Annotated in this window: 27 protein-coding genes; 26 read left to right on the top strand and 1 reads right to left on the bottom strand. The window is 65.7% G+C overall.

What is annotated here, in order from left to right; all coding sequences use genetic code 11:
• The 12 genes from OED52_RS13710 to OED52_RS13655 all read left to right on the top strand — a co-directional run bounded on the left by OED52_RS13710 (nucleotide 1) and on the right by OED52_RS13655 (nucleotide 8,475).
• Complete coding sequence (locus OED52_RS13710; RefSeq protein ID WP_459565457.1) at nucleotides 1-201, top strand: DUF7196 family protein; 201 nt, start codon at nucleotides 1-3, stop codon at nucleotides 199-201.
• Between the two features lie 168 nt (nucleotides 202-369).
• Nucleotides 370-2,163, top strand: a complete 1,794-nt coding sequence (locus OED52_RS13705; RefSeq protein WP_264151415.1) for a major capsid protein — start codon at nucleotides 370-372, stop codon at nucleotides 2,161-2,163.
• A 137-nt stretch (nucleotides 2,164-2,300) separates the two neighbouring features.
• A complete protein-coding gene (locus tag OED52_RS13700; RefSeq protein ID WP_264151414.1) occupies nucleotides 2,301-3,092 on the top strand; it encodes a hypothetical protein in 792 nt (263 codons plus the stop codon).
• Nucleotides 3,092-3,349, top strand: coding sequence for a hypothetical protein (locus OED52_RS13695; RefSeq protein ID WP_264151413.1), 258 nt, complete (start codon nucleotides 3,092-3,094; stop codon nucleotides 3,347-3,349). Before OED52_RS13700 ends, OED52_RS13695 begins: the two co-directional genes overlap by 1 nt.
• A 39-nt stretch (nucleotides 3,350-3,388) precedes the next feature.
• Nucleotides 3,389-3,841 carry a hypothetical protein gene (locus OED52_RS13690; protein ID WP_264151412.1) on the top strand — a complete coding sequence of 151 codons (453 nt, stop codon included), beginning with the start codon at nucleotides 3,389-3,391 and terminating at the stop codon, nucleotides 3,839-3,841.
• Nucleotides 3,831-4,310, top strand: coding sequence for a hypothetical protein (locus OED52_RS13685; RefSeq protein WP_264151411.1), 480 nt, complete (start codon nucleotides 3,831-3,833; stop codon nucleotides 4,308-4,310). Before OED52_RS13690 ends, OED52_RS13685 begins: the two co-directional genes overlap by 11 nt.
• A 75-nt stretch (nucleotides 4,311-4,385) precedes the next feature.
• Complete coding sequence (locus tag OED52_RS13680) at nucleotides 4,386-5,201, top strand: hypothetical protein (RefSeq protein ID WP_264151410.1); 816 nt, start codon at nucleotides 4,386-4,388, stop codon at nucleotides 5,199-5,201.
• 335 nt (nucleotides 5,202-5,536) lie between these two features.
• Nucleotides 5,537-5,782, top strand: coding sequence for a hypothetical protein (locus tag OED52_RS13675; RefSeq protein WP_264151409.1), 246 nt, complete (start codon nucleotides 5,537-5,539; stop codon nucleotides 5,780-5,782).
• 68 nt (nucleotides 5,783-5,850) lie between these two features.
• The gene (locus OED52_RS13670; protein WP_264151408.1) at nucleotides 5,851-6,021 is read left to right on the top strand and encodes a hypothetical protein; all 171 of its coding nucleotides are present in this window, start codon (nucleotides 5,851-5,853) and stop codon (nucleotides 6,019-6,021) included.
• On the top strand, nucleotides 6,018-6,356 hold the full coding sequence (locus tag OED52_RS13665; RefSeq protein ID WP_264151407.1) for a hypothetical protein: 339 nt from the start codon (nucleotides 6,018-6,020) through the stop codon (nucleotides 6,354-6,356). Before OED52_RS13670 ends, OED52_RS13665 begins: the two co-directional genes overlap by 4 nt.
• Nucleotides 6,357-6,421: 65 nt before the next feature.
• Nucleotides 6,422-6,646, top strand: coding sequence for a hypothetical protein (locus OED52_RS13660; RefSeq protein ID WP_264151406.1), 225 nt, complete (start codon nucleotides 6,422-6,424; stop codon nucleotides 6,644-6,646).
• 626 nt (nucleotides 6,647-7,272) lie between these two features.
• Complete coding sequence (locus OED52_RS13655; RefSeq protein WP_264151405.1) at nucleotides 7,273-8,475, top strand: DUF6575 domain-containing protein; 1,203 nt, start codon at nucleotides 7,273-7,275, stop codon at nucleotides 8,473-8,475.
• Between the two features lie 359 nt (nucleotides 8,476-8,834).
• Here the strand turns inward: OED52_RS13655 and OED52_RS13650 are convergent, their stop codons facing one another.
• On the bottom strand, nucleotides 8,835-9,320 hold the full coding sequence (locus tag OED52_RS13650) for a hypothetical protein (protein WP_264151404.1): 486 nt from the start codon (nucleotides 9,318-9,320) through the stop codon (nucleotides 8,835-8,837).
• Nucleotides 9,321-9,413: 93 nt separating this feature from the next.
• Here OED52_RS13650 and OED52_RS13645 point away from each other — a divergent pair, with 93 nt between their 5' ends.
• The 14 genes from OED52_RS13645 to OED52_RS13580 all read left to right on the top strand — a co-directional run bounded on the left by OED52_RS13645 (nucleotide 9,414) and on the right by OED52_RS13580 (nucleotide 24,201).
• A complete protein-coding gene (locus OED52_RS13645) occupies nucleotides 9,414-10,133 on the top strand; it encodes a hypothetical protein (RefSeq protein WP_264151403.1) in 720 nt (239 codons plus the stop codon).
• Nucleotides 10,130-10,675: a hypothetical protein gene (locus tag OED52_RS13640; RefSeq protein ID WP_264151402.1), complete on the top strand. Its 546-nt coding sequence runs from the start codon at nucleotides 10,130-10,132 to the stop codon at nucleotides 10,673-10,675. The genes OED52_RS13645 and OED52_RS13640 overlap by 4 nt, the downstream gene beginning before the upstream one ends.
• 16 nt (nucleotides 10,676-10,691) lie before the next feature.
• Nucleotides 10,692-11,069: a hypothetical protein gene (locus OED52_RS13635; RefSeq protein WP_264151401.1), complete on the top strand. Its 378-nt coding sequence runs from the start codon at nucleotides 10,692-10,694 to the stop codon at nucleotides 11,067-11,069.
• Nucleotides 11,070-11,072: 3 nt separating this feature from the next.
• On the top strand, nucleotides 11,073-11,489 hold the full coding sequence (locus OED52_RS13630; protein WP_264151400.1) for an HK97 gp10 family phage protein: 417 nt from the start codon (nucleotides 11,073-11,075) through the stop codon (nucleotides 11,487-11,489).
• Between the two features lie 72 nt (nucleotides 11,490-11,561).
• On the top strand, nucleotides 11,562-12,032 hold the full coding sequence (locus tag OED52_RS13625) for a hypothetical protein (protein WP_264151399.1): 471 nt from the start codon (nucleotides 11,562-11,564) through the stop codon (nucleotides 12,030-12,032).
• Nucleotides 12,025-12,234 carry a hypothetical protein gene (locus OED52_RS13620; protein WP_264151398.1) on the top strand — a complete coding sequence of 70 codons (210 nt, stop codon included), beginning with the start codon at nucleotides 12,025-12,027 and terminating at the stop codon, nucleotides 12,232-12,234. The genes OED52_RS13625 and OED52_RS13620 overlap by 8 nt, the downstream gene beginning before the upstream one ends.
• A 37-nt stretch (nucleotides 12,235-12,271) precedes the next feature.
• Entirely contained in the window at nucleotides 12,272-18,205 is a 5,934-nt protein-coding gene (locus OED52_RS13615; RefSeq protein ID WP_264151397.1) for a phage tail tape measure protein, read from the top strand.
• Nucleotides 18,206-18,215: 10 nt separating this feature from the next.
• A complete protein-coding gene (locus tag OED52_RS13610; protein ID WP_264151396.1) occupies nucleotides 18,216-19,478 on the top strand; it encodes a sugar transferase in 1,263 nt (420 codons plus the stop codon).
• A gap of 110 nt (nucleotides 19,479-19,588) precedes the next feature.
• The gene (locus tag OED52_RS13605) at nucleotides 19,589-20,035 is read left to right on the top strand and encodes a phage tail fiber protein (protein WP_264151395.1); all 447 of its coding nucleotides are present in this window, start codon (nucleotides 19,589-19,591) and stop codon (nucleotides 20,033-20,035) included.
• Complete coding sequence (locus OED52_RS13600) at nucleotides 20,032-21,687, top strand: hypothetical protein (RefSeq protein ID WP_264151394.1); 1,656 nt, start codon at nucleotides 20,032-20,034, stop codon at nucleotides 21,685-21,687. The genes OED52_RS13605 and OED52_RS13600 overlap by 4 nt, the downstream gene beginning before the upstream one ends.
• On the top strand, nucleotides 21,684-22,349 hold the full coding sequence (locus tag OED52_RS13595; RefSeq protein ID WP_264151393.1) for a hypothetical protein: 666 nt from the start codon (nucleotides 21,684-21,686) through the stop codon (nucleotides 22,347-22,349). Before OED52_RS13600 ends, OED52_RS13595 begins: the two co-directional genes overlap by 4 nt.
• 4 nt (nucleotides 22,350-22,353) lie before the next feature.
• On the top strand, nucleotides 22,354-22,971 hold the full coding sequence (locus OED52_RS13590) for a DUF7172 family protein (RefSeq protein ID WP_264151392.1): 618 nt from the start codon (nucleotides 22,354-22,356) through the stop codon (nucleotides 22,969-22,971).
• 28 nt (nucleotides 22,972-22,999) lie between these two features.
• Entirely contained in the window at nucleotides 23,000-23,593 is a 594-nt protein-coding gene (locus OED52_RS13585) for a DUF7172 family protein (protein ID WP_264151391.1), read from the top strand.
• A complete protein-coding gene (locus OED52_RS13580; protein ID WP_264151390.1) occupies nucleotides 23,593-24,201 on the top strand; it encodes a DUF7172 family protein in 609 nt (202 codons plus the stop codon). The genes OED52_RS13585 and OED52_RS13580 overlap by 1 nt, the downstream gene beginning before the upstream one ends.
• Nucleotides 24,202-24,227: the final 26 nt, after the last annotated feature.

The following is a 24,227-nucleotide window of genomic DNA, read 5'->3' as shown; positions in this document are numbered from 1 at the left end:
ATGGCATGTGGATGCGGACGCCGCGCAGGCTCCACCCTCACCGCATCGGGTGGGGGAGTGAAGTCCTACAAGTACGAAGTGACCTACCCGAACGGTGACACCGACGTGTTCCTGACCCCACTCGAGGCGAAGCGGGAAGTCCGCAAAGCCGGTGGCGGAACCATCAAGCGGATCGCCGAACAGGCCCCGGCCACCACCTGACCCCACACCAACCCCAGCGGCCCCGACCCCCGACGGTTCGGGGCCGCTGGGGTGTGCACCCCCGCTCTCTACCGTGTCGCACCAGACATCGGAGGGCCTGTTCTGGCTGTGGGCCGGGGACTCCAGACGTCAACCGACATGACACATGAACGAGACGAGGAGCCCAACGTGGATCCGTTCACTCTCCCCGAAGAGCTGCCGGCCGGTATCGCGGAACTCGACGAACTCCGCACCGCAGCCACCAACGCTTTCAACGAGCTGAGCGCCATCGTCGAGGACGGCGGCGACCTGACCGAGGAGCAGTTCCAGCAGCTGCGCCAGCTCGCCGGTGACATCACGACGATCGACAACGCGATCGGCGCTGCTCGTGAGGCGGAGGACGCTCGCCGCGCCGAGATCGAGAGCCTGATCTCCCAGGTCAACACCGCCACCGCCACCGACGGTGACGGTGAGGGCGGCGAGGCTACTACCGCCGAGGACACCATCGACAACACCGATCAGGAGGTCGAGGTGTCCGACGAGGAAGCCGCCGCGGTCGTCGCCGAAGCCGAGGCAGCAGCGTCCGAGGCAGCCACCGCAGTCGCGGCATCCGGCGCCAAGCGCTCCACCCGGTTCTCCGGCCTGCAGCGCACCAACCCCAACGTCGACGTCGACAAGCCGAAGATCGGCTGGCGCATGGACACCAACGTCTTCGGCTACAAGCCCGGCTACGTCGGATTCTCCACCCTCGCCGAGGCCGTCGACTCCGTCCGCCCCGGCAGCCGAGTCCGCTCCAGCCGCCCGGTGCGTGGCGGCTACTCCGGCGTCACCCTCGGCCGCCTCGACCGCAACATGCCGCTCGTCGAGGACAGCCACGCCCTCGTCGCCGCCATCGAGCAGGCCACCAACGAGAAGAACCTCCCCGGCGGCAGCCTGACCGCCGCGGGTGGCTGGTGCGCCCCCAGCGAGCAGCTCTACGACTTCTGCGAGGTCCCCCAGGCCACCGACCTGATCAGCCTCCCGGAGATCGCCATCAAGCGCGGCGGCATCCGCTGGCCCATCGAACCCGACCTGTCGGAGATCTTCGAGAGCTTCCAGTTCTTCTTCACCGAGCCGCAGCTCGAGGCCACCGACCAGCAGGGCAACCCGACCGCCATCAAGGAATGCGTCGAGGTCCCCTGCCCCGACGAATTCGAGGAGCTCCGCCTCAAGGCCGTCGGCTACTGCGTCGAGGCCGGCATCCTGCAGAACCAGGGCTGGCCGGAGCTGATCGAGTGGTTCCTGCGCTCCCTCACCCAGGAGCACTTCCGGGCCATCTCCCGCCGCACCGTCCTCGACATGGTCGCCGGATCCACAGCGGTCACGATCCCCGCCGACTCGCAGATCGCCGCCGGATCCTCGGTGCTCAACAGCCTCGCGCTGATGGCGACGAACCTCCGCTTGGATCGTGGCCTCGGCCGGACCGCCACCATCGAGGGTGTCGCCCCGTCCTGGCTGTTCGAGGTCATCCGCGCCGACCTCGCCAACCAGGCCGGACTCGACGCCAAGGCCGTCACGGACACGCAGGTCACCTCGTGGCTGACGACCCGCAACATCGCGCTGCAGTTCGTCGGTGACTGGCAGACCCGCGGCACCGGCCAGCCGGGCAACATCGCCACGGTCGCCTACCCGGCCACCGTCGACATCCTGCTGTACCCGGCCGGCACCTGGTTCCGGTCCCTGTCGAACGTGATCGAGCTCGGCGCGATGTACCCGAAGGAACAGCTCCAGATCAACCGCTACACGCGGTTCTTCACCGAGGACGCCATCGCCGTCGGCAAGCGGTGCAACAAGTCGCTGAAGGTCACTGTCCCGATCTGCCCGTCGGGTGCGATCGGTGCACGCCAGACGATCTCCTGCAACACCCCGATCGTCGACGACGGTGAGACCGGAGGCACCGGTAGTGGTGGCACCGAGGGCGGCGGCACCGAAGGCCAGAGCTGACCCGCCGTGAAGCTCCTGGCTGGGTGAGTTCCACTCCTCACCCAGCCAGGTAACAACCTGGTGGCGGGGCGGCACGTGAGGCCGTCCCGCCCCGCCACCAGACCCCTCTTCACCGCCGAACACTCAGGAGCACCGACGTGACCACCCCCGAAACCCTGCTGCCCGTCGACTACGACGCGCCGCCGGTCAACCCGATCGGTGTCGGCCTGTACTCGGCGGCCACCCTCATCGACGAACCCGGACCCGCCCGCATCCTCGCCGGCGTCCAGATCCGGCCCCGCAACTGCGGCACCGGCTGGGGCACCTGGGACACCGACATCTGCGCCGACCCCGCACCGAACACCCTCAAGACAGGGGACCGCCCCGAAGCCCCCGACGCGTTCACCCCGCTGGTGGTGTGGGGCTACGACGAATGCGGCCCCCTCGAGGACTTCACCGAATACGAAGCCCGCGCACTGCAGAACGCTCGTCTGCACGAGCAGCAGCTCGCCGAATCCCACTTCGGCACCCGCCTCGCCGACGACGCCACCCCCACCACCGTGCAGGACCTCGTCGCCGCGGTCGCAACCTTGGAAACCGAACTCGGAGCCGCCGGGTTCTACGGCGTCATCCACGCCTCCACTCGCTTCGCCGCCTACGCCGCGCAAGCGAACCTGATCGTCACCACCTCCGGCTCCCCGGTACTGCGCACCCCGCTCGGACACACGTGGGCGTTCGGCGCCGGCTACGACGACACCCTCGACAACACCCTCGTCGCGACCGGCCCGGTGACGGTGTGGCGAGACGCCTACTCCACCCGATCCACGCTGGACGAACGCCACAACCGCAAGGCCGCGATCGCGGAACGCGCCATCGTCATCGGATACGAATGCCTCATCGGAGCGGTCACCATCACCCCCGCCACCGAGGATCCGGAAGGAACCCCCTGATGCCTGCAGGAGTCGACGTCATCCTCGAAGACGGCTTCGCCACCGTCATCCCCACGCCCGGGCTGCGCGGAGAAGTCCTGTCCTCTCTGCTGGCCGCGGTGGATCACCCGTCGCTGATCCGCACCGACACCTCCGGCCCCCGCCGCGCCTACGTGGTGCTCGAGGAGGACGCCCGGAAGGCCGGGCTGATCGACACCCCCAAACCCACCAGGCGAGGCGGACGCCGGCGCCGCACCACCACGGGGGACGGTTCATGACCCCCCGGCCGGTGAACCGCGGCGGTGAGGAGTGACCCCATGTCGCCCCGCACCGCCGCCTTCCGCTGGCTCTACGACCACTGGCTCGCCCTGCACGTCACCGTCGTAGCCGCAGCCATCCTCCAAGTCACACTCCTCCTGCAAGCCCTCTCGAGGGGTCTCGACTACATCTCCCTCGAACAAGGCTCCACCGCGATCCTCTCCGTCATCGAACGAGCCCTCCCCCTCGAGTTCTCCGGCTGGGTGTTCACCATCGCCGCCATCACAGGACTCGCCGGCCTCCTCGTCCGCCAGTTCCCCCTCACCGCCTACGCCCACGTCGTCATCGCCACCTTCTACGCCATGTTCGCCACCGGAGCCATCATCGAAGTGCTGCAACGCGACCCGATCGAAGGCTGGCGTACCGCCACCGCCTGGCTGGTGGGAGCTGTCGCCCACGCCGTGCTCGCCCGCCAATCCCTCGCAGCGTGGAGGGTGGCGCGTGTCCAGTGACGAAATCTCGTTCCTGTCCAGCTCCGGTGACCCGCGGATCATCTCCCTGTTCGGGTTCCTGATCCTCATCTACTACGGATTGAAGATCGCCGCCCAGGCCTCCGAGACGTTCGCGAAGATGCTCGGCGGGCTCGGCCGCCGCTGGCAGGCGCAGCGCCGCCGCGCCGAGGAGGAGGCCCGGGAGGAACGCGCCGCGAAGAACGCTGTGATCGAGGATCTGCGAAGCCAGGTCGATCACTTCGTCGGCCGCGTCGAGACAATGGACAAGCGACTCAACCGGCTGCAGACCGACGCGGACCTCCGCGACGACTATCTGGCGTATGACGCCGAGTGGCACGCCGAGCTCGACCGCAGCGCCGCCGGGGGAGGATTCACTCCACCACCGCACATGACGTTCCGCGAGTTCGTGCTCGCCCGCCGAAACACCACGCCCACCCCCAGCAGCGAGGCCGAAGCCAGCGAACAGTGACGTGCACCCCCCGCGTTTACTGTGTCGACTCGACGGCCTCACCGTGTCACATCCGCATACCCGAAGGAGCCCGTCGTGGCAGTTTTCCCCGTGGTCAAGGGCACACGCCTGCGGGCCACAAAGGTCAACAGCTGTGGCCTCCCAGTGTCCGGCAACGCGAACTACGCGGTGACGAACGGCTGGGTGTCCCTCACGCTTTCCCCCGTCATGCAGGAGGCCGAGGAACTCGAGCAGCGCAACGCCGAAGGGCGTGTGTGTGTCGCCGAACGTACCCCGCCCGAGCGCAAGTACTACAACCTGACGCTGACGCTGTGCCAGGTGAACACCTGCCTCATCTCCCTGTTCAACGGCTGGGAGCAGGAACTCGACTGGGACGGCAACGCTGTCGGTCTGCGTGACCAGCGCAAGGTCGAATCCGACTACGGTGTCGCCCTCGAGGTCTGGGCCGGCGGCAAGGCCGACGACGACTGCCCGACCCCGGAGGACGACTCGATCTTCGCATCGCCGACGAGCGGAAAGAGCTACGGCTACTTCCTCACGTTCGGCACCGAGTTCACCCTCGGCGACATCGAAATCGCCGCGTCGGTCGCCAACCTCACCCTCACCGGCATCACGTTCGCTGGCCCGCAGTGGGGCCGCGGCCCGTGGAACGTCGTCGCTACCAACGCGAGCAACACGCCCGGCCGTCTGCTGACCCCGGTGACGGACGATCAGCACTTCCTGCTCCAGCGGACCCCGATCGCTCCGCCGGATCCGACTCCGGGTGAGGAGTGCTGCCCGCTCGACATCGCTGGGAAGTTCACTGATCCGAACTTCTACTTCGGTGGCCCGGATGGTGAGCCGGCCGCGGATGTCGCTCCCGCGCAGGCGGCCTGCTCGGTTTCCCCTTAGGTCCCTTGCTGCCGGGTGGGGGGTTCCTGCCCGGCAGCGGGGCCATCCCCTGACGTAGTCCTCCGAGAGATGGCTTTTTAGGGGAGACCCAGGGGGCTGGGGAATCGAGTAGGGCCGTGTGAGGAGAGGTCTGTCATGCCGTACACCTGAACGTCAGGATTGGGTGGATACTCCGTCGTCTCCGCCGCTGCCGGGGTGGACGCCTGTTTATGCGGCGGATATCAAGCGGTGGGAGAAGGGCGTCAAGGATGCCCACGACGAACTCGACGGCCGGCTGTCGGAGGCGGCACTGGACGCCACCGCGAGGACAGTTACATGACCAGAAGGAGGCGCCTGTGACGCCGACTGAGGACTTGATCATGGAGGTTCTCGCTGCACGCACTCGCCTGGGGCACATCTTGTGGACGTTCGCTGCCAATCGCACTGCGACGGCCGCTGCTCGTTCGCTGGAACGGCGCGGGCTCATCACGATGATGCACGGCATCACGGAACGGACCTTCCGCGCCAGGCTGACCCAGGCCGGCAGGGATGAGTACCTGACACCTGACTACGTGGCGCCGATCCTCGGCGGCCCGAAGTAGCACTGCTCGTCGTGTCCGGACGCGGGCGCCTATGCCCCGCCCCCAACACCGACCGCGAGGACAGTTACATGACCGCACTGGGAGGTATGAGCATGCCCCAGAGCATCGCCGCGCACCGGCTCGTCGAGGTCTGGCAGGAGCGACCCAACGAGGTCTCGTATCGGTGCTCCTGCGGCCTGGTGTCCAAGCACCAGGAGTTCGGGCCCGTTCCCCAGTGCCCTGAGGAGGAATCAGAGTGAGTCAATACATCCTCGGTCTCGCTACCCTCCCGATCGCGGCCGGCGTGATCGTTGCCGCCTACTTCTGGGGCAGAGCGCTGGTGTGGGCGATCAAGCGCTGGTGGCTGTCGCCCACGGAGTTCTCATCGAATGACTGGGGGAGCCGGGCTCGTCATGCCTCCTGCGTATTCGCTGCCCGTAGGTGCTGGGCCGTCAAGCTGCCCGGCTCTCGACTGCTCGTGTACCGGTCCACGGTCGGCGGAAGCGACTACACACACGGCGAGTACTACACCGACACGGACGAACTGCGGCGGCGTGCCGCGAGTCTGCTGCTCGACGAGTTCGACCCACGGTAGGTCGATAGACGAGCCGCGTAACGCATCCCGCGAGGACAGTTACATGACCGAAAGCGAGCATGCTCATGTCCGTAGATGTTCAGCAGTTGATGATGTCGGCATTGCGCAAGCGGTCCGCGCAGGGCGGGAAGCATCTCCACCACCGCGACTGCATCCACAACCTCCCGCCCGAGGAACAGATCGCGATCCGCGGGAAGACCGTTGAGTGGTGGATGGCAGTGGTCGGATCGATGCCCGAGCAGATCACCCCGGATCAATGGGAGACGGACGGTCTGGAATCCGCCTCGTAGCGCATCCCGCGATGGCAGTTACGGGGCGGGCGCCAACTGTTGCACATCTTGCAAAAGTTGGCCCTCAACTGGGCTTTTAAAGCGAACGGCTCGAAGCTTGAATTTGGCCGTCCGGAATTCAAGCCAACTTCAATGGCTCACGAGCCGTCCCGCCCGTAACGCATCCTTACGCACCCCTTTCCTCGGTCCTCGTACCGTGTGGCACAATCCGTCGAAATTGCGAACCGAGGAGCATGGATGACAGAGTGGCCTGACCACTACCCCCCGATGTGTCCGCCTGCTGATGCGCGACCTGCACGAGGGATCTTCATTCGGTTTGTTGACGCTTTGCCTCCCGAGGGCGAAGACACCATGAGCCACGTAGAACTTCGCATCTCGGGAAGGCGGACGTTTAAGTCCGACTCCTTCGGCGACATGGAGTGCGAGGCTTCGGGATATAGCGTCTTCGAGGATATTCAGTCCGCTAAGAAGGCGCAAAAGGCTATGGCTCCACTCCGAAGGAAACTGGCGGCAAGCATAGACGTCACCGGGCCCGGTGTAATCAAGAGAACTGGGCGCCGCGAAGGGCATCACACTTGGTGGAGGCCCGTCGGTGATGACAGTTGGGTGAACTGCGAGATAGTCGCATGAACTGGCTTCCTGAAGGAACAATTCTCGGGCAGTTGCGCCTCGGGGAAGTTTTCGAGCAGTACGACGGGCCCAGGCTATTCACCTGTGAGTCCAAGACGGGTCAACTTTACTTAGTGACGTGGGCCGACGAGGGCGAAGATCACGACCTCTGGTTGTATTTGCCGGTCTCCCGTGAGAGATTCGCGGTGATTCGCTCGGGAGGGGTTTCAGTGCGTGATGCCCTAGTGAATGCCGAGGATCGCGTCTTCGTTGTCAAAATGCCATTTGCTGAGACAGAAGAGATAACTTTGGATTCTATACTGGCGGGCTCCGATCTGCCAGATGAATGGCTTCCTGATAGTGACTATATGATCGAATTGCCGACGCACACGGCTCCGGTCGCGTCAACGCCTGAAGAACTTGCTATAAAGGCCCATCGAGAGCTTCGCCCCATACTTAGGCTGGAGGTGGAGCCGGCGATGAGTAAGCGAACCGCTGCACCAACACGAGCGGTGGGGGCCTTGCTTGTTTCGGCCCAGAATCTCTTGGATAATGTCGGAAACTCGCTCTTATCCGGTGGTCGAGAAATTAGCAGCAAGGGTCGCATACGGTCCGATTCTCTCTATGAGACCTCGAGTGAAGTAATCGGTTTATCTGCCGCAAGTTTCGTCGTCGACATAGCTTCCACCAGATTCAACAGTTTGTTCGGATCCGTTTTCGAGGAGAGTGCGGGGTTGATTGCGCGCGCACTCGCGACTCAGGGCAATTCCCGTGCATTCAAGAATCAAATCAGCGGCTTGCACCCCAGGGCGGCGAAGAGTTTTAGGAAGTTCGTGCGCGATCTGGCGAATTTCAATGGACCGGCCACGGTTGTGGCGGCATCGCAAGACTTAAGGTATGTCGAAGCCAATCTTGAAGTTGAGGAAATCAATAAACTTCTTGCCGTCTTGAACTATCTTGCTCCTGACGAAGAGGAAACTGTCATTACAGGAACGATGCGCCTATTTATGGGTGATGTTTCAAATCAGACTTTCGGTCTCTCGGATCTGAAAAGTGAAATTAGGTACACTGGGTATGTTGACGAAGATGCGATGGAAGCGTTCGGGCGTGCTCGTCTTAATACCAACTATTTGGTGGCAATCTCCGCAACTAGCGTGACGGATGAGCTTACAAATGAAACACAACACACATATAGGTTGATGAAGATTATTCCGGTTTGATGTTACGACGGCGAGGTGTGCCATAGCACCCGGAACGTGCACCGCCACCTGTTGCGTCACGGCTATGTGACGTCGTGCGTCGGAGATTGATGCTGGGGTGCCGTTGCGGGATGTGCAGATCATGGCGCGCCATTCGGATCCGCGGATGACGTCACGCTACGACCGGGCCCGGCACAACCTGGACCGGCACGGAAACTACGTCCTGGCGGCGTATCTCGGTGGGGCCGCGTAGCCGGGACTGTCGTCGACCGGTTGTAGGCTGACGGTCGACTTCCCAAGTCGTCGACGCGCCGGTTACCGGTTCGTTGTCCGCCTGAGGCCCCCACCATCTGGTGGGGGCCTCAGAGCTATCAAAGGGGTTATCCGGTCAAGACTTCCCAGCGGGCGTTCTCCGCGTCCGCGGACGGCTTGCCGTTCCACAGATTCGACTGGAAGTGCGGGTCCTTCAGCTTCACGTCCCCGACGATCTCCTGATCGGCGTTGTAGGCGTAGTTCTCCACCCACACCGCGAAGGTAGTGTCCGCCAGCGGCGAGGCCTTGATGGCCTTCGCGTACTCGGTGGCGATCGGGCGCAACTCGTCCGCACTGAGAGTGGGGATGATGCACAGGTCGATTGCGATGCCCTGCTCACCCGGATGGTCACTGTCGGTGGTGACCCGGACTGCGGTGACCTGCCCGTCGATCTGGACGCTGTTGATTGCGTCGGCGACGGCGGGGTCGTCGATGGTTCGAGCGGCGGGGCAGGTGAGGTCGTCGGCCGCCACGTCGGTATCCGAGTCGTTCGATCCACATGCGGCGAGCGCGAGGACAGCAGGCACGGCGATGAGTGCGGTACGGAGTCTCATGCCCAAATCATCCCCCATGTCGGGATTAAGGTCGGGCAGGCCCCCAGGGGTGCATCGCCCCTGGTTGCACGCTGGGTTTCTACCGTGACGGGCATGTCCTGCAACTGGCCCGTAGACCGGTCCTGCCTTCCCGAGGCAGAGACCCCGGAGGAGTGGCTGAAGCAACGGCACGCCGAGGACCTCGCCGTGTCAGTGCTGTGGGCCTTGTCGGGTCGACAGTTCGGGCAGTGCCCGGTGATAGCCCGGCCGTGCCCGACCCCGTGCCCGTCGCTGTCCGGCTACTCGCTCGGACCTGGCCGGTACCCGCTGTTCGACGACGGGCGCTGGCTGGAGGTCAACTGCGGGTGCTACGGCGCGTGCGAGGCTTCCGGCCCGACCGTGATCCACCTGCCAGGCCCGGTCGGGGAAATCGCCGAGGTGAAGATCGAGGGCATCGTCCTGGACGAGGCCGCGTACCGGCTCGAAGGTGACCGGCTCTACCGCACCGACGGCAAGCCGTGGCCGCACCAGAACCTGCTCGCCCCGCTCGACTCCGACGGCACCTGGTCGGTCACCTACACTCGAGGCCACCCCGTCCCCGCCGGAGTCGGCACGTTGGTCGGACTGCTGACCAAAGAGTTCCTTGCCGCCTGCTCGGGTGGCAAGTGCCGGCTGCCACGACGGGTGCAGTCCGTGTCCCGGCAGGGGGTCACCTATCAGATGGTCGACCCCACCGACATCTACGCATCCGGCAAGACCGGCATCCCCGAGATCGACCTGTGGCTATCGTCGGTGAACCCGATCGCCCTGCAGCAGAGGCCGGTGGTCCGATGACAGACCCGGCCCCTGTGGTGGATTGCGCCAATGACGTCGACTGCGTCATCAACGAGCTCATCACCGCCCTGCGAGAAGCCTTCGACCCGAACTCCGCCTGCCCGCCCCTCGGTGGTGGCACCAAGCATGTGAGGGTGTTCGCCGGGGACGCGATTCCCCTGTCGGCGTGGGACGCCCACCGTGATGGGGAGGGCTGCGATCAGCCGTTCGTGTGGGTGCGGCTCGTACGGCGTTACCGCACCCAGCAGTTCCCTGCTCCGTTCGTCGGCCCCGCCCCGTGTGGGCTGCCGAAGGCGGTGGCGATCGAGATCGGCGTCGGCCGCTGCGCTGTGGTGGATACGGAGCCGGCGTGGGAGGACTACGCGAACGAAGCGGAGATCAGCATCGACGACTCGTGGCGCATCGACCTGGCGTTGTGTCGGGCGATGGGCCGGATCGAGCGGAAGGAGTGCGGGACGGCGACAGCGATCGACGCGGTGGTTCCGTACGGGCCTGAGGGTGGTGTGATCGCGCAGATCGGCACCGCCTACGTGCAACTGTGAGCGAAGGAAAATTGGGATGGCTGAGCAGGTTGTGATCGAGGGCACCGTGACCCCGTCGACGTTCCTGGCGACGGGGGAACGCAGGAGTGTGTCCCGGACGGGGTTCGTGGAGAAGCTGATCGCGAAGGGGTTCGTGCGGGTCGTCGACCAGCCTGCCCCGGCCCCCACGGTGGCAGAGAAGGCACCGGTGGAAGAGGCCACGGCCGAATCTGCCACCGGTGAGGGTCCCGCCGTAGTGCAGAGTGGGGACATCCCGGTCCCTCCGTCTCCGAATGCTCGCCGCAACACGTGGGCGAAATTCTTCGACACCATCGGTCTCGACTACCCGGCCGAGGCGACCCGCGACGAGCTCGTCGACATCTACACCACCCACACCAGCAGCTCGGGGGAGTGACCGATGGCGGACGCCGGCTACCGGTTCACTCTCGACACCGGGCGGGTCGCCGCGACGGCCCAGCCGATCATCGCCCGCAAGGTCGCGTCGGTCACTCGAAGGATCGCGGCCCAGGCGAAGCTGAACGCCCCGGTCCGAACCGGCAACCTCGCCCGGTCGATTCAAGAGGGCCCGATCGTGTTCCAGGGTCCGTTCCGGGTCACCTCCGGTGTGACAGCGACAGCGAACTACGCGGCGGCCGTGCACGACGGCACCCGCCCCCATGTGATCCGGGCCCGCAACGGCGGGTTTCTGCGGTTCCCCGGCTCCGACGGCAGTCCCGTATTCCGGCGTTCGGTGAACCACCCCGGTACCCGGCCGCGGCCGTTCCTGCGGAACGCTGCCGAGCAGGTCATGCGAAGCGAGAACCTCCGCCAGTGACCACCGGTGGAGTGCACCGCAGGTCTCTAGCCTGGGCGCGTTCCACACAGACCACCATCGAAGGACGGCCTCATGTCTGCATTCCAGGACGACCCCGCCAAGATCGCCCGCGACGAAGCCGAGCTCGCCGAGCGTAAGAAGCGCCTCGGACTCGACGGCGCCGACACCCCCGAGGTGATCGAGGTGACCGAGGACGGGCAGGTCGCCACCCCCACCACCGTCGCGGTCGCCGAGAAGGAACCGTGGCCCCACGAGATCCTCGCGGATTTCTACGGCGAGGACTGGGAGGTGCGGAAACCCACCGAGCAGGCCCTCGCCGGGTTCACGCTCGCCTCCGGCAAGTACGTCCCGCAGAAGCTGCAGAACGACCTCGTCGGCCTGTTCATCCGCAACCACATGTCCGAGACGTCGTTCGAGCGCATGTACGAGCGGCTCATGGATCCGGACGATCCGGACTTCACCCCGGCTACACTCGGTGAGATGATGCGCGAGATCGCCACCCTCGGCCGCGACCAAATCGAAGCGGGGGCGGATCGTGGCTGACAACCCCGAGGATCTGATCGCCGGGGTGATGGCCGACATCGCCTCCGGCGCCTCTACGGACCTGGCCGTGCAACTGCAGAACGGTGCACGGCTCGGGGTTCTGCTGGCCGGGGTCTACAACGGCCTGATGCAAGGTGGAGTTCCCTCCAAAGATGCCATCGAGATCGTGAAAACCATGGCGGTGGCGGGCTTTCAAAGGTAGCCCTGGGGGTTGCACCGCCGGTCTCTAGCCTGACCGCGTGACTTCTCCCAGCGGCTCGATCAGCATCGGTGTCTCCGTCGACGCTAACGACCTGCCCACCGAGATCACACGGGCCGTGCAGTCGGCGATGGGTGACGTGCTCCGCAACGTCCGATCCGGGATGGGGCAGGTCGAGGGCGCCTTCGGGAACATCGACACCTCCGGTTTCGCCGACATCGCCCGTGCTGCTCGTGAGGCCGCTGAGCAGGCAGAGCAGGCGGCGCAACGCACCTCGGAGTCCTCGCGTCGCAGCAGTCGCCAGATGAGCGAGGATGCGCAGCAGGCGTCACGGTCGGTGACCACAGCGCTGCAACGCATCGACGCCTCGTCTCTCTCACGTATCGCTTCTGGCGCGGACGACGCAATGGACCACCTGCGGCAGCTGGACCGCTGGCAGCTCCAGGCGTTGGCGCGGGAGGTAAACCGTGCTGGCGAGTTGATCGGCAACGAGATCGAAGCTGGTGCCTCGCACGCTGAACGCACTCTGCGGCGCCTCGATGCCACCCAGCTGGACGGTCTGCTCCGCTCCATCTCCGACGTGCAGCGGGAGATGAACCAGACCGAGGGGGACACCGACGAGCTTCGTGGCCGGTTCGAGGGGCTGGGCTCGTCGGCGGACGGGTTGGTCGGCAAGCTCGGTGGTGTCGCAGCCGGAATCGTCGGGATCTCGGCGGCGATGGACACCGTGGGGGCGGCGATCGAGCAGGACGCTCTGGAACGGAAGCTCGCTGCCCGACTCGAAGCCACCGGCGAGCTGGCCGAGTTCTACGGCGACATGGCCGGGAACCTGTTCAAGACCGGCATTGTCTCCTCGATGGAGGAGGCCACGATTGCGATCGACGCGGTCGCTTCGAGCTTCTCCACCGCAGGGTTCGAGGGGGAGAAAGCGATCGATGAGATCGCAGCGGCGGCACAAACCTTCGCGAACGCGTGGGACGTCGACGTCACGCAGGCAGTGCAGACCGCCTCCCAGCTTGTCGTCAACGGGCTTGCGAACGACAGCACTCAGGCGTTCGACCTGATGACCACGGCGTGGGCTCGGGTGCCGATGGCGATGCGCGAAGAACTGCCGGAGATCATCAACGAATATGGCGAGTTCTTCCGTCTCCTCGGATTCCAAGGGGACGAGGCATTCTCACTGCTGGTCGACGCCGCAGACAAGGGCAAGTGGGCGCTCGACAAGACGGGCGACGCCCTGAAGGAATTCACGATCCGCGGCTCTGACATGTCGAAGGCGTCGTCGGAGGCCTACGAGGCGATCGGGCTCGACGCGGAAGAGATGTCGAACATGATCGCCTCCGGTGGTGAGAGGGCACAGGAGGCTCTGCAGAAGACCGTGCAGGGACTGCTCGAGATCGAGGACCCGGCAGACCGGGCGAACACAGCGATCGCATTGTTCGGTACTCCCCTGGAGGATCTGGCGGTCGACCAGATCCCCGGATTCCTGCAGGCTATCTCCGGGGCCAGCGGTTCGATGGCTGGGTTCGAAGGGGCGATGCAGCAGGCCGCCGACACCATGAACTCCGGTCCGAGTGTCGCGATCCAGAAGCTGAAGAACACGATCCAGTCAGAACTGATCGACGTACTCGGCCGGGTGGCCCAGTACTTCATGGAGAACCAGGACACAGCGAAGATCCTCGCCGGGGTCCTCGGAACCCTGGTCGGTGCGTACGCGGCGATGCGGACAGCGGCAGCCTTGTCGTCGGTAGCCCTCGGAATCTCCACCGCAGCCACCGGCGGGAACACTGCAGCCCTGGCCGCCAACCGGATCGCGATGGGTGCGGCGGCGATTGCGTCCGGCGCGATGCGTGCCGCCCAGGTCGCCGGTGCCGCGGCGACCGGCATCGCCACCGCTGCCCAGTGGGCGTGGAACGCCGCGATGTCGGCGAACCCGATCGGCATTGTGATCGTTGCCATCGGCGCGCTGGTGGCGGCGTTGGTGGCGTTCTTCACCAAGACCGAACTGGGTCGGGAAATCTGGCAGAAGTTCGTCGACTTCCTCGGCACCGCATGGGAAGCCATCAAGGCCGCGTTCGCGGCAGCGTGGGAGTTCATCCAGCCGATCTTCCAGACGATGTGGGACTTCATCTCGAACGTCCTCGTCGGCGCCTGGAACGGGCTCGTCAGCGTCGTACAGACGGTATGGAACGCCATCTCTGCGGCGATCTCCGCAGTCTGGAACAACGTCATCTCGCCGATCTTCAACGCCTGGCAGACCGTCGTCATGGGGATCATCGTGCCGGTGCTGATGTTCCTGTGGAACAACGTTGTCTCCCCGGTGTTCCAGGGGATCGCCAACATCATCTCCACCGTCTGGAACACCATCATCTCGGTGGTGTTCACCGCGTTCAAGGCCGCGATCGACGCCCTCGCCGCTGCAGCGAACTGGCTGTGGACCAATGCCATCCAACCCGCCTGGGACGGCATCGGCGCCGCGATCAACTTCGTGTGGAACTCGGTCATCATGCCGGTCTTCGATTTCTTCAAGGCGGGGATGGACGCGGTCGGTGCAGCGGCGGAGTGGCTGTGGAACAACGTCATCACCCCGGTGTGGAACGGCATCGGTGACGCGATCCGGTGGGTCATCGACAACGTCATCAAACCCGCATGGGATGGGATGAAGTCGGCGCTGCAGTCCGTCGGCGACTTCTTCGGCACCGTCGTCGACGGCATCAAGAACGTGTGGGACGGGTTGCGGAACATCCTCGCCAAGCCCATCAACTTCATGATCGGCACCGTCTACAACAACGGCATCCGCAACGCCTGGAACAAGATCCGCGAGTTCATCCCCAATCTCGTGGAAGCACCCGAGTTGCCGCTGATTCCCGAGTACCGGAAGGGCGGCCGGATCGTCGGCCCCGGCACCGGTACCAGCGACGACGTCCTGATGTGGGGCTCGAACGGCGAGCACATGGTCACCGCCGCCGAAGTCATCGCCGCCGGCGGCCACGGCATCCTCTACGCCATCCGCGACATGATCCTGCGCGGCATCCCGTTCACATGGGACAACGGCCGGATCATATCCGAGCTCGGCGCCGACAATCTCGCCAGCTACGGGGCCGCGGTCCAGCGCAAGGGTTTCGGCAACGTCGACCCACAAGGGTTGTTCGACAAGATCTACGCCCCGGCGTATGCGAACGGCGGCGAGATCAAGGTCGAGCCGTGGATGTTGCAGCTCGCCCGCGGCCACGAGTTCGCCCGGTCGCAACACGGCAAGCCGTACCAGTGGGCCGGTCCCACCGGCCCCGGCTCCTCGTTCGACTGCTCCGGTTTCATGGCGTCGATCGCCGCGGTCATCCTCGGCGGCGACCCGTGGCGCCGATATTGGTACACCGGGAACTTCGCGGGCTATCCGCAGGTCGGCCCGCAGGGGTTCACGAAGGGGCTCGGTGCAGGGTTCACCATCGGTGTCACCGACGATCCCGGTGGCCCCGGTGGCGGACACACCGCCGGTGTCCTCGGCGAGGTGCCGGGCATGTATGCCGCGGCCAGGGTCGAGTCCGGCGGATCCATCGGCGGCGTGCACTACGGTGCCGGGCCGGACGTCCGTTCGTTCGCGGCGACGTACACGCTGCCGATCGGCGCGAACGGGTTCTTCCAGCCGGGCGAGGGCATGTCGATCGGTCCGTCCCCGGAGGAACAGCGCTCGTTCCTCGTGCAGAAGGTCCACGACGTTCTGACCGCGATCACGGACCCGATCAAGGGTCTGATCGTCGGGGCGGTCGGATCCCCGCCTCCGCACTGGAGGGAGATCCCCCCGCGGTACCTCGACGCCGGTGTCGACGCGGTCACCGACGGCGCTGGAAAGGTCATCGACGGGCTCGGCGATGCGCTGTCGTCGGCGTGGACCTCAGCCAAGAGGTTCGGGTCGTCGGTGCTCGATGCGCTCAACCCGTTCGACTCCGGCGGTCTGGCCCGAGGAAAGGGGTTCCTGCCGAAGAATATCATCGCCCCCGAACGGGTTTTGTCCCCGCAGCAGACCGAGCTGTTCGAGATTCTCGTGCGGTCCCTTGAGGCGCTTGCCCGCGGTGACTACGACGGTGGCCTGACGCGGGTCGGTATCCAGGAGGACCACCCGCTGGTCGATGCGGCGCTGACCATGCGTGAGGTTGCGGTGTCGATCGACAATCTGATCAACCGGGGTGATTACGACGGCACCCTGTCCCGCTTCGGGATCCAGGAAGACCATCCGCTCATCGACGCGGTGCTGTCGATGCGGGAGGCCGTGGTGGAGGTGCGGGACGTCGCCGACTCCGTGGGCAATCTGGTGCACCGCGGTGACTACGACGGGGTGTTGTCGGCCTACGGAATCCAGGAGGACCACCCGCTGGTGGATGCGGTCCTGTCCGTCCGTGAAGTCGCCCAGTCGATCGACAGCCTGGTCGGCCGGGGCGACTACGACGGGGTCCTGTCCCGCTACGGAATCCAGGAAGACAACCCGCTGATCGACGCTGCGCTGTCGATGCGGGACACCGCGCTGGCGGTGCAGGATGTGGCAGGGTCGGTGGAGACCCTGGTCCGGGACGGCGACTACGACGGCACCTTGTCGTCCTACGGGATGCAGGAGGACCACCCGTTCATCGCCGCCGTCCTCGACCTGCGCGACGCCGTGGTCACCGCTCTCGGGGATGGGGCTGCTCAGGTGGCGGGGGACATCATCGGGGCGCTGGCCCCGAAGCCGATCGATCTGGCCGACCCGATCGACCCGGACGAGATCCGGGTCATGGAGGAGATCCGCGCCGGGTTCGACGAGCAGGGAGAGCTACTGTCCGACACGGTGAGCGAACTCCAGCGGACCGCCTCCAGCCAGGAGCTCGTGCAGGCCGAGCAGTACCGGGCGCTGGAGGCGCAGCTGGTGGACCTCGCCAACCGACTCTCCGGTGGCGTGCTCGGGCCGATGGTGCAGACCGCCATGCGCGGAGCTCTCGGCATCGTCGAGGACGCGCTGGCCGCATCCGCCGACGACGTCATCGAAAGCCAGGATGCCACCACCGAGGCGGTCAAGGACCTCGCCACTGCTGACGCCACCCAGTCGTCGGCCCCGGTGGGGATGCCCGGCTCGTCGTTCGACCTGGTCACCGAGCTGGGGAATCTGGTCCAGTCGGTGACGGATTCTGTGTCGCAGTCGCTGATCCAGGTCGGCAACGACATCGCCAAGGCGGCGCTGCAGCAGCAGAAGTCGTCGGTCGACAACCCGCGGGGTGTGCTCGGGGACGAGAACAATTCCGGCGGCACCCTCATCGACACGATCGTCCGGCTTACGGGGGTGGAGATCGAGGTTCGCGACACCATCTACGGGCTGGCCGAGGAAATCCGCGCCTACCGTGGTGACGAGTTCCAGACCATCACCGACACCGGCGAGCTGATCTCCGATACCGCGTCGCTGATCGAACGGTCTGCGTCGTCGACGGACCTGGTGATCGCCGAGCAGAACCGCATCAACCGGGAGCTCATCAAGAGCGTGCTGCGGTATCTGCTCGTGAACGTCGTGCTGCCGGCGATCACCGCGATCATGACCGGCATGATCAGCATCCTCACGGGGCTGATCGGTGCAGCCATCGGTGGGGCCATCGCCGGTCCGATCGGTGCCGCCATCGGTGTCGCTGTCGGCGGCCTGGTGGGTATGGCGCTGTCCGGGTTGGCGGCGGCAGCCATCGCCGGTATCGGGGTCGCGGCCGGCGCGGCCATCGACAGCTTCGACCAGGGCGGTATCGCCAACGGCATCGGTGTGCTGCCGAAGAACACGGTGCAGCCGGAGCGGGTGCTGTCGCCGCGGCAGACCGCGGCGTTCGAGCGTCTGGTCGATGCCATCTCCGGCACCGGTGGTGCGGGCGCCGGGTCGAAGACGGTGCAGGTCGGGTCGATCAACGTTCACGGCAGCGACCCTGCAGCGAAGACCAACGACCGGCTGCTGTCGCTGCTGAACAGCTGAGGAGGACTCGATGACGTTCCGTGGGTGGTTCACGATCGACGGGCAGGAGTTCGCCAACTCCTCCCGGCTGCTCGCACACCTGGCCCCTGTGGTGCCGACGAACGACACGGACATCGCGCCGGTCATGGACTGCGCGTGCGACATCCGGATCCCGTACGACGACACCTGGCCGGACCTGCCGGCCGAACTCAACCACGAGCTGCCCTACCGGCTGGACGAGGCGCCCTGGTACAACGCCGCGGTGCCGGAGTCCGCGGAGTTCGCGGGGGTGTGGGTGATGGAGGTGGACGGCCTCGACACCGTCCCGATCGAACGGCAGATCTCCGAAGCAGTGTGTTTCGGTGGGGTCGCGGGGCCGTCCCGGGACGCCAGCCGCACGGTGACCTTCTCGGCGCTGCTGGTGGCCTGCTCGAACGCCGGTGCCCGCTACGGGCTGACCTGGCTGGCGTGTCTGCTCCGTAACGCCACCCGCGGTGGCGGCGCTGATCTGCAGTTCTTCAAGGCGCATCCGTCGGGGTCAGCGGCGGATCCGGCGTCGCTGCTGCGGACCGCGACGGGGGTGGTGCTCACCTCGTCCCCGAAGATCGTGGAGCTGGCCGGCAAAGGGGGTGGGGCCCGGCATCGGCAGGCGTCGATGTTCCGGGTCGAGTGGGAGATGGTGTGCACCAACCCGTATCTGTACGGGCAGCAGAACATGCAGACGGTGGTGTGGGACGAGATCAGCGAGGAGTCGATCACCTGGGCGCACGCCCCGGACTGCACCGACACCGGCAGCTGTGACCTGCCCACCGTCTACAACGCCGAGTGTGTGCCGCCGACGGTGGAACTCCGCGCCGCCGATATTCCGGTGTGTGGTGGCTGCCTTCCGCTGTGCTCGATCGAGCGGCGGGTCTGGACGCTGCAGGCAGCGACAGTGTCCGCCTGCGAGGAAGCGGTGGTCAACATTCGGGTCACCAACAACGGGGAGGACCCGCTGACGGTGAACTTCTACTGGCGTCCGTGTGGGGACGAGGACCAGTGCTCGAGGGTGTATCCGATGTCGGTGTCGGGGCTGCCGGGCGGGATGACGGTGGTCGCCGACTCGATCACCGGACGCCCGTATATCGACCAGCAGGGGACCCGGCAGCGGCAGGTCGGGATCGTCGGGACTCCGGACGGTGCACCGTGGAGGCCCACACTGCTGGACACGATGATGTGCTGGGAGTTGGTCGCCGAGGCCGCGCCTGGCGCGGATTACTCCGTGGTGATCGATGTGAGGGAGAGGGACGCATGACGCAGGTGCCGGTTCAGGTGCAGGCGGTGGCCGAGGTCGAGGTGATCCGGGATCCGGACGCCTGGGCGGCAGCTATGGCGGATCAGGTCGAGGACGAGGGAGACGAGTAGATGGCGACCGGAATCAGTGTGGCGTTGGCGAACACCGTCCTCAACTTTCTGCGTGGTGTGACGCCGACTCCGCCGGCGGGGTTGTTCGTGAAGCTGCACACCGGGGATCCGGGTGCGGCGGGGACGGCGAATGCGTCGGTGGTGACCACGCGTCGTGAGGCGACGATGAACGCCGCGTCCGGTGGGTCGATGACGTTGTCGTCGATGTCGGGGTCGTGGGCGATGACTGCTACCGAGACGATCACCCACATCTCGGTGTGGGATGCCGCATCGGGTGGGGCGTTTCAGTTCTCGGCGGTGTTTGAACACTCCGAGGTCGGTGGTCAACGGCGACACCCTGACCATGACCACTCTCGTTGTGGGCAACAGTCCGATCGCTGTCTGACCGCCGTTTTGCGTTCGATCCGTCTGGGAGGAGGTGACCTGCTGTGTCGTCGATGGGCATGACCAGATCCGGCACCATACTGATCAGCAGTGGTGGGACGTGGACGAAGGTCACCGGGATGACGGTGCGGGCGGGGTTCCCGGACACGGTGATCGTCAACGACGCGCTGGTCATGAACGAGGCTGGGGCTGGCACTGTCCGGTGGCAGCAGAGCTTCCTCGCCAGCTCTGATCTGAAGGCCCGGGTCGTCAAGAACGGTACCGAGGTCATCGGCTCCCCGACCACGAGCACCGCCACCGGTGAGGTGTTCAACGTGCCGGTGCTGGCCGGTGACACCCTCGAACTCCAGATCTCCAACACCGGCTACCTCGGCCTGTACGCGTCCGGGTGGCTGGAATACGTGCAGACGACGCAGAACCATCCGGCGTCGTCGGACCCGGAGATCGGCTGGTACACCGGCGCCTCCGCCGGCCTGGGCCGCGGGATCGATGCGGATGCGGTCGACATCGGGTTCGACGTCGAGGCGCTGGTCGGGAAACAGGCTCCGATCGAGGCGTCCAGGCCGGTGGTGTGGTCGACGTCGGCGGACATGTACGTCGGCCAAAAATACGACATCGGTGCCGAGGTCGACTGGGAGATCCCGATCTCCGCGGACCTCGATGTCATTCGCAAGGTCGAAGCGCCCTCCCAACTCTGGGAGGACATCGCCTTGACCTTCCACACCGTGGACGGACGTAATCTCGGGCAGTTGGTGTGTCAGCAGTTGTCCGAGGTGCGGTGGGCGCGGGAGCGCAACGAGGTGTCCGGGCTGACGGCGACGGTGTCCCCGCAAGCTGACCCGGAGCTGCTCGAGGATCTGCGGCCGTGGGTGCACTGGGTGTCCGCATGGGACGGGCTGCACTGTGTGTGGCAGGGCCCGATTCAGCAGATCCGGATCGGCCGGCAGACAGCGACGATCACCGCGAAGGATCCTTCGACGTTCATGTGGCGGACCCGCTCGCCGATTTCGAAGACGTGGTCGATGACCGACCCGACGTCGATCGCGGCGGGATTGATCCAGGCGATGAACGAGCTGCACCGGATCCCGGGGGAGCCGATCGTGCTGCCGCGGGTCACCGAGGCGTTCACCTACACCGCCACCTCGGATTCGCGGATGCTGCACCAGATGATGGACGACCTCGCAAAGCTGGGGTTGGCGTGGACGGTGGTGTCCGGCCGGTTCATCCTCGGCGAGTTCGGCACCGACCCGGTGGCGCAGCTGGACGAGTGCGATTTCCTGGTGGAGATCGAGCGGCTGCGGGATGGCACCTCCACCTTCAACGACGTGCGGGTGCAGGGGCAGAACTGGGCGCAGACCGCGGTGGCTCCATTGGCCGGGTTGCGGCTGCAGACCCTGGTGTCGATGGACGATTTGTTCGGGGTGTCGAACATTCAGAAGGCGACCCGCCTGTATGCCAACGAGGTCTCCGCCATCCGGGACTCGCTGGTCGTGCCGTCCGGTGCGTCCCTGCATCCGCAGGCCCCGATCTCGGTGGATGATCTCGTGCCCGGCAAGTGTGTGCGGGTCACGGCGAGTGGGGTGGTCGAGCTGATGATGATCGACCAGGTGCAGGTGGTTGCGTCGTCGTCGAGCTACGACACGCAGCTGACTCTCGTCGCTGTCCAGAACACCGAAGACGTGTCCGAGCTTGTGCAGGAGGGTCGAGTCGGATGACCGGTACCGCGAAGGTCAAAACCCCCAAGGACGACGCCGAATGGGCGCGCAACACGCAGCGGCGGCTGGAGCAGGTCGAGCACCCGTCGTCCACCCGGGTCGGGGAGTGGGTGCTCGCCACCGACCCGGAAACCGGCAACCTGATCGCCTCCCACGTCAACGGTGGTGGTGTCGTCATCGCTGTGCCCCCGGCCGGGGAGGGGGACGCGGATGTGGTGACCGCGGACACCGGCTCGTATCTGAAGCTCGAGCGCCGCGCCAACCAATCGATGCCCGCGAACACCTACACGGCGTTCACCTGGGACACCCTCGTGCACAAGACCACCGACTTCGCGGCGGAGGCAGGGGTGTCGTCGGTCGCTATCCCGCAAGACGGGATGTGGCTGGTGCACTACTCCGCGTCGAAGGCCGACGAGTACCAGGGCCGCTTCGCTGCCGTGCTCGACGTGAACGGGGTGACGCAGATGGTGGCTCGCTCCCCGATGATGCCGGAGGAGGAGGAAATGGAGCCGACTCTGCTGGTCTCCGATGTGCTGATGCTCCCGGCAGGGGCCGAGATCACCTGCCGGGTGTGGACATCCCGCACGAGCAACTTCGGCCCGTCCGTGCTCAACAACACCGTTGCCTCCTATCTGACCCTGACCCGCTTCCCGATCGGATGAACTGATGGCGCAAGTCTGTGTGTCCCGCAACCTCGACATCACCGATGGCGAGCTGGCGTTGCAGCCGTGGTCGGTACCGCGGCACGTCTACGACCAGTCGTTCTCCTCGGTCGGGAACGGCAACTTCTCGGCCCTGACCTCACTGCCGGGAAAATTGATGATCGACTCCGGGGTGCAATCGTGGACCAACACCAGCCCGTTGCCGGCGCAGATCCTGCTGCGCCTCAACCGTGGTGCCCGCACGTTCTTCGTGTCGGCGCCGAACATGGCTCAGTTGCGGGACCGTGTCACCACCGCGATCGACAAGACCCCGATCGTGCCGGACACCTCGAACCAGTATCTCGGCGCCGGGGGTGGTGGCGGGGACCTGTCGACGGGTGTGACCACCCAGCCACCGGCTGGGCTACTGCGGTTGTTCGAGGACGCGATGATCTCCGAGGACTGGTACGGGCCGGTGCCGCCGGGCAGCACGTTCCGGTTCCACTATCGGGCGAACCTGTGGACGCCGCCGCCGTGGTCGAACAACGCCAACGCCAACACCCCGGTGCACTCGTGCACCATCGATCCGACCCGGATCCAGCTGATCGCCTTCCCCACCCAAGACACCGACGTGATGCGCTGATGGACGACTACACACGAGGGAGGCGACCGTGTCGCTGAGGATCTGCACCGCGGAGTTCATGGTGTCGACGAACCGGGGCACCGGGATGGCGGAGTCGTGGCTGCCGCGGATGGTGGCCGAGCGGATGGTCACCTCCGGGCGGGACGGGGCCACGGAGCGGGCCCCGGACCAGGTGGCGTTCATCGACACCGACCTGCTGTGGACCAACACGACGGGGGACCCGCAGCATCTGTACATGAGTGTGCATCGGGCGTCCCGGTCGCTGGTGACCTCGACCCCGAACACCGTGACCCTCGATGATGCATGGTCGTTCGATGTCGGGGATTCTCCGGCGGCACCGATCCCGGCGGCCAACGACAAGGGGTTCGGGGCGCGGATCAAACGCAACCGGTCCACCGAGACCACGGTGTCGTTCTGCCGTCTGTTCCGGGACATCCCGGACTGGGTGTCGAATGTGGACATCGGCTATATCGGGCCGGACGAGTCGGTGCACTTCCGGTATCGAGCGTTGTATTCGACACCGGGGGAGTGGCGCACCGGGAACTCGGCGCGGCATGAAATGTACGCACGGTGGGCGCGGCTGCGGTTGTGGGCGTCCCCCTGGGTGAGCGGGAGTATCTGATGACCGACCCGTGCATCGATTCGGGCAGCTTCGAGCTGGTGGACGGCACGCACCTGCGGCCGAAGGACCACATGCAGTGGCGGCACGTCGCCACCAACTACACCCCCGCGACCGTGCTGACATTCGACATCAACGACGGGATCGCGAAAGACGAGCTCTTGCACTCGGTCCAGGTGCAGTGGACCAACACCACCCCGATCAACCAATACGCGTATGCGCTGCTGACCCGCGCCGGCAGCAAGGTCATCCTGCAAGGCAACTGCTCCGGCTACATTCAGACGAAGGCCGGGCAGACGTCGGGGGTGTCGCCGGCGGATCCGTCGTCGCTGACGGCGATCTCCCGGTTCGGGATCGGGTTCGAGCGTGGCATGACCGCGCTGGATACCGCCTACTACGTCATCGCCGAGTCCCGGATGGCGGAGCGGACGATGCTGTTCGGGGATCGGGTGCTGCTGACGCCGGGGGAGACGGTGAAGTTCAAGGCGGAGCTGCGGTTCATGTCGCACTACTGGGACTATCGGACCCCGCAGGGCGGGCTGTCCGAGACCGAGTCGAACCTCGACACCGGTGCCAGTCAGCTCGACGTGTTCGCGTATCCCGCGCTGTAGCGTTCACCGTCTCTGGCTACCTTGCG

Origin of the sequence: Rhodococcus sp. Z13, from assembly GCF_025837095.1 — a bacterium.
Classification (GTDB): Bacteria; Actinomycetota; Actinomycetes; order Mycobacteriales; family Mycobacteriaceae; genus Rhodococcus; species Rhodococcus sacchari.
This window is presented reverse-complemented; position numbering and strand designations above follow the sequence as displayed.

Bases quoted from the DNA above. Each gene is read 5' to 3' on its own strand.
- OED52_RS13580 (WP_264151390.1), top strand. From the start codon at position 23,593: ATGACCGACCCGTGCATCGATTCGGGCAGCTTCGAGCTGGTGGACGGC.
- OED52_RS13590 (WP_264151392.1), top strand. From the start codon at position 22,354: ATGGCGCAAGTCTGTGTGTCCCGCAACCTCGACATCACCGATGGCGAG.
- OED52_RS13605 (WP_264151395.1), top strand. From the start codon at position 19,589: ATGGCGACCGGAATCAGTGTGGCGTTGGCGAACACCGTCCTCAACTTT.
- OED52_RS13650 (WP_264151404.1), bottom strand. From the start codon at position 9,320: ATGAGACTCCGTACCGCACTCATCGCCGTGCCTGCTGTCCTCGCGCTC.
- OED52_RS13610 (WP_264151396.1), top strand. From the start codon at position 18,216: ATGACGTTCCGTGGGTGGTTCACGATCGACGGGCAGGAGTTCGCCAAC.
- OED52_RS13655 (WP_264151405.1), top strand. From the start codon at position 7,273: ATGAACTGGCTTCCTGAAGGAACAATTCTCGGGCAGTTGCGCCTCGGG.
- OED52_RS13595 (WP_264151393.1), top strand. From the start codon at position 21,684: ATGACCGGTACCGCGAAGGTCAAAACCCCCAAGGACGACGCCGAATGG.
- OED52_RS13640 (WP_264151402.1), top strand. From the start codon at position 10,130: ATGACAGACCCGGCCCCTGTGGTGGATTGCGCCAATGACGTCGACTGC.
- OED52_RS13600 (WP_264151394.1), top strand. From the start codon at position 20,032: ATGACCAGATCCGGCACCATACTGATCAGCAGTGGTGGGACGTGGACG.
- OED52_RS13625 (WP_264151399.1), top strand. From the start codon at position 11,562: ATGTCTGCATTCCAGGACGACCCCGCCAAGATCGCCCGCGACGAAGCC.
- OED52_RS13630 (WP_264151400.1), top strand. From the start codon at position 11,073: ATGGCGGACGCCGGCTACCGGTTCACTCTCGACACCGGGCGGGTCGCC.
- OED52_RS13690 (WP_264151412.1), top strand. From the start codon at position 3,389: ATGTCGCCCCGCACCGCCGCCTTCCGCTGGCTCTACGACCACTGGCTC.
- OED52_RS13635 (WP_264151401.1), top strand. From the start codon at position 10,692: ATGGCTGAGCAGGTTGTGATCGAGGGCACCGTGACCCCGTCGACGTTC.
- OED52_RS13645 (WP_264151403.1), top strand. From the start codon at position 9,414: ATGTCCTGCAACTGGCCCGTAGACCGGTCCTGCCTTCCCGAGGCAGAG.
- OED52_RS13670 (WP_264151408.1), top strand. From the start codon at position 5,851: ATGACCGCACTGGGAGGTATGAGCATGCCCCAGAGCATCGCCGCGCAC.
- OED52_RS13660 (WP_264151406.1), top strand. From the start codon at position 6,422: ATGTCCGTAGATGTTCAGCAGTTGATGATGTCGGCATTGCGCAAGCGG.
- OED52_RS13710 (WP_459565457.1), top strand. From the start codon at position 1: ATGGCATGTGGATGCGGACGCCGCGCAGGCTCCACCCTCACCGCATCG.
- OED52_RS13695 (WP_264151413.1), top strand. From the start codon at position 3,092: ATGCCTGCAGGAGTCGACGTCATCCTCGAAGACGGCTTCGCCACCGTC.